Here is a 7,393-nt window from a genome sequence, read left to right as displayed (position 1 = left end):
AGCCGGGACGGGGGTCCGGCTCCGGCCGCGCCGTCCGCCTCCCCCTACGCCTCCCCTGTCCCTACGTTCCCCTCACCCGCCCGCCCCCGTCCGGATGCTGGAATGCTGGGGGCTGGCAGGGTGGGACCGTACGGAGCTGGGGGACGTGTAGTCGTGGAGGACAAGGTGCGGGTGGTCATCGCCGAGGATTCGGTGCTGCTGCGGGAGGGCCTGACGCGGTTGCTGACCGACCGCGGGCACGAGGTCGTGGCCGGGGTCGGCGACGCCGAGGCGTTGATCAAGGTGATCGGGGAGCTGGCGGACGGGGGCACGCTGCCGGACGTGGTGGTGGCGGATGTGCGGATGCCGCCGACCCACACCGACGAGGGAGTACGGGCCGCGGTCCGGCTGCGCCGGGACCACCCCGACCTGGGGGTGCTGGTGCTGTCGCAGTACGTGGAGGAGCAGTACGCGACCGAGTTGCTGGCCGGGTCGAGCCGGGGCGTCGGCTATCTACTCAAGGACCGGGTCGCCGAGGTGCGGGAGTTCGTGGACGCGGTGGTGCGGGTGGCGCGGGGCGGTACGGCGCTGGACCCGGAGGTGGTGGCCCAGCTGCTGGGCCGCAGCCGCAAGCAGGACGTGCTGGCCCACCTGACGCCGCGGGAGCGGGAGGTGCTCGGACTGATGGCCGAGGGCCGGACGAACTCCGCGATCGCCCGGCAGCTGGTGGTGAGCGACGGCGCCGTCGAGAAGCACGTCAGCAACATCTTCCTGAAGCTGGGCCTGGCCCCGAGTGACGGGGATCACCGCCGAGTGCTTGCAGTACTCACGTATCTCGACTCCTGATCACCTGACACTCCGTCAGATATGCAGGCCGGGGCGACGGCCATCCAAAACCGGGACCTTGGACGTAGAACCAATAGACGAGACCGGAGCGTGCGGAAAACAGGGACACGGGGGCAATGATTCGATGACAAAACAGGTCAGAACGGCGTCTCACCTCGGTGTCCACGATATGACCGACCCAGGGAAGGACACCCTTACCCAAGTACGATGGATATGGGACAACCGGTCGGTCCGATACGTCCCAAGCCCTGCCTCCGGCGGGGATGCCGCACCCCTTGAGGGAGGTTCGAAGCAGTGACCAGCCAGGTCAGTAGCACAGCCGAACAGGCCGACGGAGCGCTTGTCGGGGAACAGCGCAGCCCCGGCAGCGGGGACCCGGGCAAGGAAGTCCGGCGCCTGGACCGGGTGATCATCCGGTTCGCCGGCGACTCCGGTGACGGTATGCAGCTCACCGGTGACCGGTTCACGTCCGAGACGGCGTCCTTCGGCAACGACCTGTCGACGCTGCCGAACTTCCCCGCCGAGATCCGGGCCCCCGCCGGCACCCTCCCGGGCGTCTCCAGCTTCCAGCTGCACTTCGCCGACCACGACATCCTCACCCCCGGTGACGCGCCGAACGTGCTGGTGGCGATGAACCCGGCCGCCCTGAAGGCGAACATCGGCGACGTGCCGCGCGGCGCGGAGATCATCGTCAACACCGACGAGTTCACCAAGCGCCCGATGGCGAAGGTGGGCTATGCCACCAGCCCGCTGGAGGACGGCTCGCTGGAGGCGTACAACGTCCACCCGGTGCCGCTGACGACGCTGACCATCGAGGCGCTCAAGGAGTTCGGGCTCTCCCGCAAGGAGGCCGAGCGCAGCAAGAACATGTTCGCGCTGGGGCTGCTCTCCTGGATGTACCACCGCCCGACCGAGGGCACCGAGAAGTTCCTGCGCGCCAAGTTCGCCAAGAAGCCGGACATCGCGGAGGCGAACGTCACCGCCTTCAGGGCCGGCTGGAACTTCGGCGAGACCACCGAGGACTTCGCGGTCTCCTACGAGGTCGCGCCGGCCACCGCCGCGTTTCCGACGGGCACCTACCGCAACATCTCCGGGAACCTGGCGCTCTCCTACGGCCTGATCGCCGCTTCGCAGCAGGCGGATCTGCCGCTGTACCTCGGCTCGTACCCGATCACCCCGGCCTCCGACATCCTGCACGAGCTGTCCAAGCACAAGAACTTCGGTGTGCGGACGTTCCAGGCGGAGGACGAGATCGCCGGCATCGGCGCGGCACTGGGCGCGGCCTTCGGCGGCTCGCTGGCCGTGACCACGACCTCGGGCCCCGGTGTGGCGCTGAAGTCGGAGACCATCGGCCTCGCGGTCAGCCTCGAACTCCCGCTGCTGATCGTGGACATCCAGCGCGGCGGCCCCTCGACGGGCCTGCCCACCAAGACCGAGCAGGCCGACCTGCTCCAGGCGATGTACGGGCGCAACGGCGAGGCTCCGGTGCCGATCGTGGCACCGAAGACGCCCGCCGACTGCTTCGACGCGGCGCTCGACGCGGCGCGTATCGCGCTCACCTACCGCACCCCGGTCCTCCTGCTCTCCGACGGCTATCTGGCCAACGGCTCGGAGCCCTGGCGCATCCCCGAGGTGGACGAACTCCCCGATCTGCGCGTGCAGTTCGCCGCCGGCCCCAACCACGAGCTGGCGGACGGCACCGAGGTGTTCTGGCCCTACAAGCGCGATCCGCAGACACTGGCGCGCCCGTGGGCCGTCCCCGGCACGCCCGGTCTGGAGCACCGGATCGGCGGCATCGAGAAGCAGGACGGCACCGGCAACATCTCCTACGACCCGGCCAACCACGACTTCATGGTGCGCACCCGCCAGGCGAAGGTGGACGGCATCGAGGTCCCGGACGCCGAGGTCGACGACCCGGTGGACGAGAGCGGCCGGGGCGCCGACACGCTGGTGGTGGGCTGGGGCTCGACGTACGGCCCGATCACCGCCGCGGTACGGCGCGTACGGGGCGCCGGGGAGCGCATCGCGCAGGTACATCTGCGCCACCTCAACCCCTTCCCGCGGAATCTCGGCGAGGTCCTCGGGCGTTACGACAAGGTGATCGTGCCGGAGATGAACCTCGGGCAGCTCGCCACCCTGCTGCGCGCCAGGTATCTGGTCGACGCGCGCTCGCACACCCAGGTCAGCGGAATGCCGTTCAAGGCCGAGCAGCTCGCGGAGGTCTTTAAGGAGGCCATCAATGACTGAGACGATCTCGGAGGGGGCCTCGCAGATCGAGGCGCTCTCCCTGGTGCCCAAGGCCGAGGCCAAGCAGTCCATGAAGGACTTCAAGTCCGACCAGGAAGTGCGCTGGTGCCCCGGTTGCGGTGACTACGCCGTCCTCGCCGCCGTCCAGGGCTTCATGCCCGAACTCGGCCTGGCGAAGGAGAACATCGTCTTCGTCTCCGGTATCGGCTGCTCCTCCCGCTTCCCGTACTACATGAACACCTACGGGATGCACTCCATCCACGGCCGCGCCCCGGCCATCGCGACCGGCCTGGCCTCCTCGCGCCGCGACCTGTCCGTCTGGGTCGTCACCGGCGACGGGGACGCGCTGTCCATCGGCGGCAACCACCTCATCCACGCGCTGCGGCGCAATGTCAACCTCAAGATCCTGCTGTTCAACAACCGGATCTACGGGCTGACCAAGGGCCAGTACAGCCCTACCTCCGAACTCGGCAAGATCACCAAGTCGACGCCGATGGGCTCGCTGGACGCGCCGTTCAACCCGGTCTCGCTGGCGCTCGGCGCCGAGGCGACCTTCGTCGCCCGCACCGTCGACTCCGACCGCAAGCACCTGACCTCGGTCCTGCGCGAGGCCGCCGCGCACCCCGGCACGGCACTGGTGGAGATCTACCAGAACTGCAACATCTTCAACGACGGCGCCTTCGAGGTCCTCAAGGACAAGGACCAGGCTCAGGAAGCCGTGATCCGCCTGGAGCACGGGCAGCCGATCCGGTTCGGCGCCCCGGCACCCGACGGCCTGGGCTCCAAGGGCGTGGTCCGCGACCCGACCTCCGGCGACCTCATGATCATCGACGTCACCGAGGAGGGCACCGAAGGGGTCCTGGTGCACGACGCGCACAGCCCCTCCCCCACCACGGCGTTCGCCCTCTCCCGGCTCGCCGACCCCGACACCCTGCACCGCACACCGATCGGCGTGCTGCGCAACGTCGACCGGCCGGTCTACGACACGCTGATGGCCGACCAACTGGAGCGCGCCGTCGAGCAGCAGGGCAAGGGCGACCTGGCGGCCCTGCTGGCCGGCAACGACACCTGGACGGTCGTCGGCTGACGGACCGCCGCCACCTGCCGGAAGCGAGCGGGTGCCCGTACGGGAGCGTCTGACGGCGCTTCCTTACGGGCACCCGCTCGACTCGTTCCGGGCGGGCCGCGGACGGCGGTGGACGGCCGGCCAGGGGGCCTGCCCGACGGATCCGGGAAGGGGCCGGGAAGGGTCTGGAGAGGGGTCCTGGGAGGGGCCCGGGGAGGGGCCCGGCGGGCGCGGTGGGGCGGCGGCCGCCACCTGTCATGACCGTATATCGGAACGGACATGACAGGCGGCCGGGGCGGCGCTACCTTTCACAGATCGACGCAGCACATCAGGAGGGCCCCTTGCAGCCTCGAAGCGACCAGCGCACCGGACTCGCCTACGGCCTCGCCGCCTACACCATGTGGGGTCTGCTGCCGCTCTACTGGCATCTCCTCAGCGCCGCCGCCCCCGCCGAGATCCTGGCCCACCGCATGGTCTGGTCGCTGCCCGTCGCCGTCGTCATCCTGGCCGTGCTGCGCCGCTGGTCCTGGATACGCCCGCTGCTGCGGCAGCCCCGGAGGCTCGGGCTGATCCTGGTCTGCGCCGTCGTCATCTCGCTGAACTGGTTCCTGTACATCTGGGCGGTCAACACCGGGCACGTGCTGGAAGCCTCGCTGGGCTACTTCATCAACCCGCTGGTCAGCATCGCCTTCGGGGTGCTGGTGCTGCGGGAGCGGCTCCGGCCGCTCCAGTGGACGGCGGTGGGCGTCGGCGCGCTGGCCGTCGTGGTGATGACCATCGCCTACGGCAAGATGCCCTGGATCGCGCTCGGGCTGGCCCTGTCGTTCGCGACGTACGGGCTGGTCAAGAAGGGCATCAAGCTCGACGGCATCGAGGGGTTCAGCGCCGAGACGGCGCTCCAGGCGCTGCCGGCGCTGGGGTATCTGGTCTTCCTCGGGATCCGCGGTGAGTCCAGCTTCACCACCGGCGGGGTGGGCCAGGCGCTGCTGCTGTCGGCGTGCGGTATCGCCACCGCGGTGCCGCTGATCTGCTTCGGCGCCTCGGCGGTACGGCTGCCGCTGACGACGATCGGCATGCTGCAGTACCTGGCGCCGACCTTCCAGTTCCTGCTCGGCCTGGCGGTCTTTCACGAGAAGATGCCGGCGGAGCGCTGGACCGGCTTCGCGCTCGTGTGGGCCGCGCTGGCGGTACTGACCTGGGACGCGCTGCGCACCGCCCGGCAGGGCCGGACGGAGCTGGCCCGGGCCGCGGCACGGGCCGGCGAGACGGCCGCGGCCGAGGCTGCGCGGGCCACCCGGACCGCCTCGCGCCCGGCCGGGCCCGAGACCGGGCCGCAGGCCGCCCCCGGGCCCGTCAGGCAGTGATGTCGCGGGTGGTGAACCGCGCCCAGGCCGCCGAGCCGAACACCACCGCGTACAGCGCCTGAAGGCCGAGGTTCTTCTGCAACTGGTCCCAGTAGACGGGGTCGCGGAGCAGGTCCGCGAAGGACAGCCAGTAGTGCGAGAAGAGATACGGCTGGATGGCGTGCAGCTGCGGGATGGTGTCCAGGATCTGCACGGTGATCAGCAGGCCGACCGTGGTCGCCATCGCCGCGATCCCGCTGTTGGTGAGCGTCGAGATGAACAGGCCCAGCGCCGCCACCCCGAGGAGGGACAGCGCCACCACGGCGGCGATCGCCAGCGCCCGCAGCAGCCCCTCGCCGAAGGATATGGACGTCCCGGAGAGCAGGGTGACCTTGCCGAGGGGGAACAGCGCCGCGCCGGTCGCCAGCGCCGAGAGCGCCACGACCAGGGTGCCGACCAGGCAGAACGCCATGCTCGTCGCGTACTTGGCGAGCAGCAGGCGGGTGCGGCCCGCGGGGGCGACGAGGAGATAGCGCAGCGTCCCCGCGTTGGCCTCGCCGGCGATGGCGTCGCCCGCGATGACCCCGATGGCCATCGGCAGGAAGAACGGCAGCGTCACCGCGAGGGAGGTGAAGACGAGGAAGAGGCCGTTGTTGGTGACCTGGGCGATGAACGCCGGGCCGCCGTCCCCGCCCCCCGGACCGCGGCTGCCGGTCTCGATCTTGACGGCGACGCCGACCAGGACCGGGACGCCGGCGAGCACGGCCAGCAGCGCGAGGGTGCGCCAGCGCCGGAAGGTCGTACCGATCTCGCTGCGCAGCAGCCCCAGCGACCACAGCCGGCGGGGCGCGCGCGGCACCGTCTCAGCCTGCGACATCGAAGCCCTCCCCGGTGAGATGCACGAAGACGTCCTCCAGTGACGCCCGCTCGGCGCCGAAGGCGCGGACCCGGACGCCCGCCCGGACCAGCGCGGCGTTCAGATCCGCCGGCTCCGCCGGCTGCCCGTCCGGCGGCGCGGGGAGGTCGCCGGTCACCCGGTCGCCGGCGGCCTGGAGGTCGGTCACCCCGTGCTCCTTCAGGACGCGGACCGCGTCGGACGGGTCCGGGGTGGTCACCACCAACCGGCCGTGGCCGCCCGAGTCGAGGACGGTGGCGGAGAGTTCGGCGACCGTGCCCTGGGTGATCAGCCGGCCGCGGGCCATCACCGCGGCATGGGTGCAGACCTGCTCGATCTCGTCGAGGAGGTGGGAGGAGAGGAAGACCGTGGTGCCGTCCGCGGCCAGCTCCCGGACCAGGCTGCGGATCTCCCGCATGCCCTGCGGGTCCAGGCCGTTGGTCGGCTCGTCCAGGACCAGCAGCTCACGGGGCTGGAGCAGTGCGGCGGCCAGGCCGAGGCGCTGCTTCATGCCGAGGGAGTAGGCGCGCGCCTTCTTGCCGGCGGCGGCGCCCAGGCCCACCCGCTCCAGTGCCCGGTCCACCCGCGCGTCGCGGGTGCGCGGGTCGGCGGCCGGGTCGGCGGCGTCGAAGCGCCGCAGGTTGTCCCGGCCGCTGAGGAAGCCGTAGAGCGCCGGGCCCTCGATGAGCGCGCCCACCGCGGGGAGCACCCGGCGGCTCGCGCCCGGCATCGGCCGGCCGAGCACCCGGGCGCTGCCGGCGGTCGGCTCGATCAGGCCCATCAGCATCCGGATGGTGGTGGTCTTGCCGGAGCCGTTGGGCCCGAGGAAGCCGAAGACGCTGCCGCGCGGTACGGCGAGGTCGAGGCGGTCGACGGCGAGCTGGCCGCCGCGGTACGCCTTGGTCAGCGCGCGGGTCTCGATCACGTGATCCGCGTCGCGCGGCACCGCGCGCCCGGAATCCGCGGCGGATGGCGGTGGCATGGCTCCCTCACCTCATGGCGTACGGCATGGCTCGC

General features: G+C 71.1%; 6 protein-coding genes. 4 read left to right on the top strand and 2 right to left on the bottom strand.

What is annotated here, in order from left to right:
* Positions 1–165 precede the first annotated feature (165 nt).
* The 4 genes from ACO1BR_RS35200 (at position 166) to rarD (ending at position 5,502) form a co-directional block, all read left to right on the top strand.
* The gene (locus ACO1BR_RS35200) at positions 166–825 is read left to right on the top strand and encodes a LuxR C-terminal-related transcriptional regulator (RefSeq protein WP_426799196.1); all 660 of its coding nucleotides are present in this window, start codon (positions 166–168) and stop codon (positions 823–825) included.
* A gap of 294 nt (positions 826–1,119) precedes the next feature.
* A complete protein-coding gene (locus tag ACO1BR_RS35195) occupies positions 1,120–3,072 on the top strand; it encodes a 2-oxoacid:acceptor oxidoreductase subunit alpha (RefSeq protein ID WP_426799177.1) in 1,953 nt (650 codons plus the stop codon).
* On the top strand, positions 3,065–4,159 hold the full coding sequence (locus ACO1BR_RS35190) for a 2-oxoacid:ferredoxin oxidoreductase subunit beta (protein ID WP_426799176.1): 1,095 nt from the start codon (positions 3,065–3,067) through the stop codon (positions 4,157–4,159). Before ACO1BR_RS35195 ends, ACO1BR_RS35190 begins: the two co-directional genes overlap by 8 nt.
* 320 nt (positions 4,160–4,479) lie before the next feature.
* Positions 4,480–5,502: an EamA family transporter RarD gene (gene rarD, locus ACO1BR_RS35185; protein WP_426799175.1), complete on the top strand. Its 1,023-nt coding sequence runs from the start codon at positions 4,480–4,482 to the stop codon at positions 5,500–5,502.
* Here the strand turns inward: rarD and ACO1BR_RS35180 are convergent.
* Both ACO1BR_RS35180 and ACO1BR_RS35175 read right to left on the bottom strand, forming a co-directional pair.
* A complete protein-coding gene (locus ACO1BR_RS35180) occupies positions 5,492–6,358 on the bottom strand; it encodes an ABC transporter permease (RefSeq protein WP_426799174.1) in 867 nt (288 codons plus the stop codon). The two genes, rarD and ACO1BR_RS35180, sit on opposite strands and share 11 nt — an antisense overlap.
* The gene (locus tag ACO1BR_RS35175) at positions 6,345–7,358 is read right to left on the bottom strand and encodes an ATP-binding cassette domain-containing protein (RefSeq protein ID WP_426799173.1); all 1,014 of its coding nucleotides are present in this window, start codon (positions 7,356–7,358) and stop codon (positions 6,345–6,347) included. The genes ACO1BR_RS35180 and ACO1BR_RS35175 overlap by 14 nt, the downstream gene beginning before the upstream one ends.
* Positions 7,359–7,393 lie beyond the last annotated feature (35 nt).

This window comes from Streptomyces sp. YGL11-2, assembly GCF_050054615.1.
In the GTDB taxonomy this organism is placed as follows: Bacteria; Actinomycetota; Actinomycetes; order Streptomycetales; family Streptomycetaceae; genus Streptomyces.
This window is presented reverse-complemented; position numbering and strand designations above follow the sequence as displayed.

What these genes read in the sequence shown, in the direction of transcription:
- ACO1BR_RS35190 (WP_426799176.1), top strand. Translation starts at nt 3,065, where the DNA reads ATGACTGAGACGATCTCGGAGGGGGCCTCGCAGATCGAGGCGCTCTCC.
- ACO1BR_RS35180 (WP_426799174.1), bottom strand. Translation starts at nt 6,358, where the DNA reads ATGTCGCAGGCTGAGACGGTGCCGCGCGCGCCCCGCCGGCTGTGGTCG.
- ACO1BR_RS35175 (WP_426799173.1), bottom strand. Translation starts at nt 7,358, where the DNA reads ATGCCACCGCCATCCGCCGCGGATTCCGGGCGCGCGGTGCCGCGCGAC.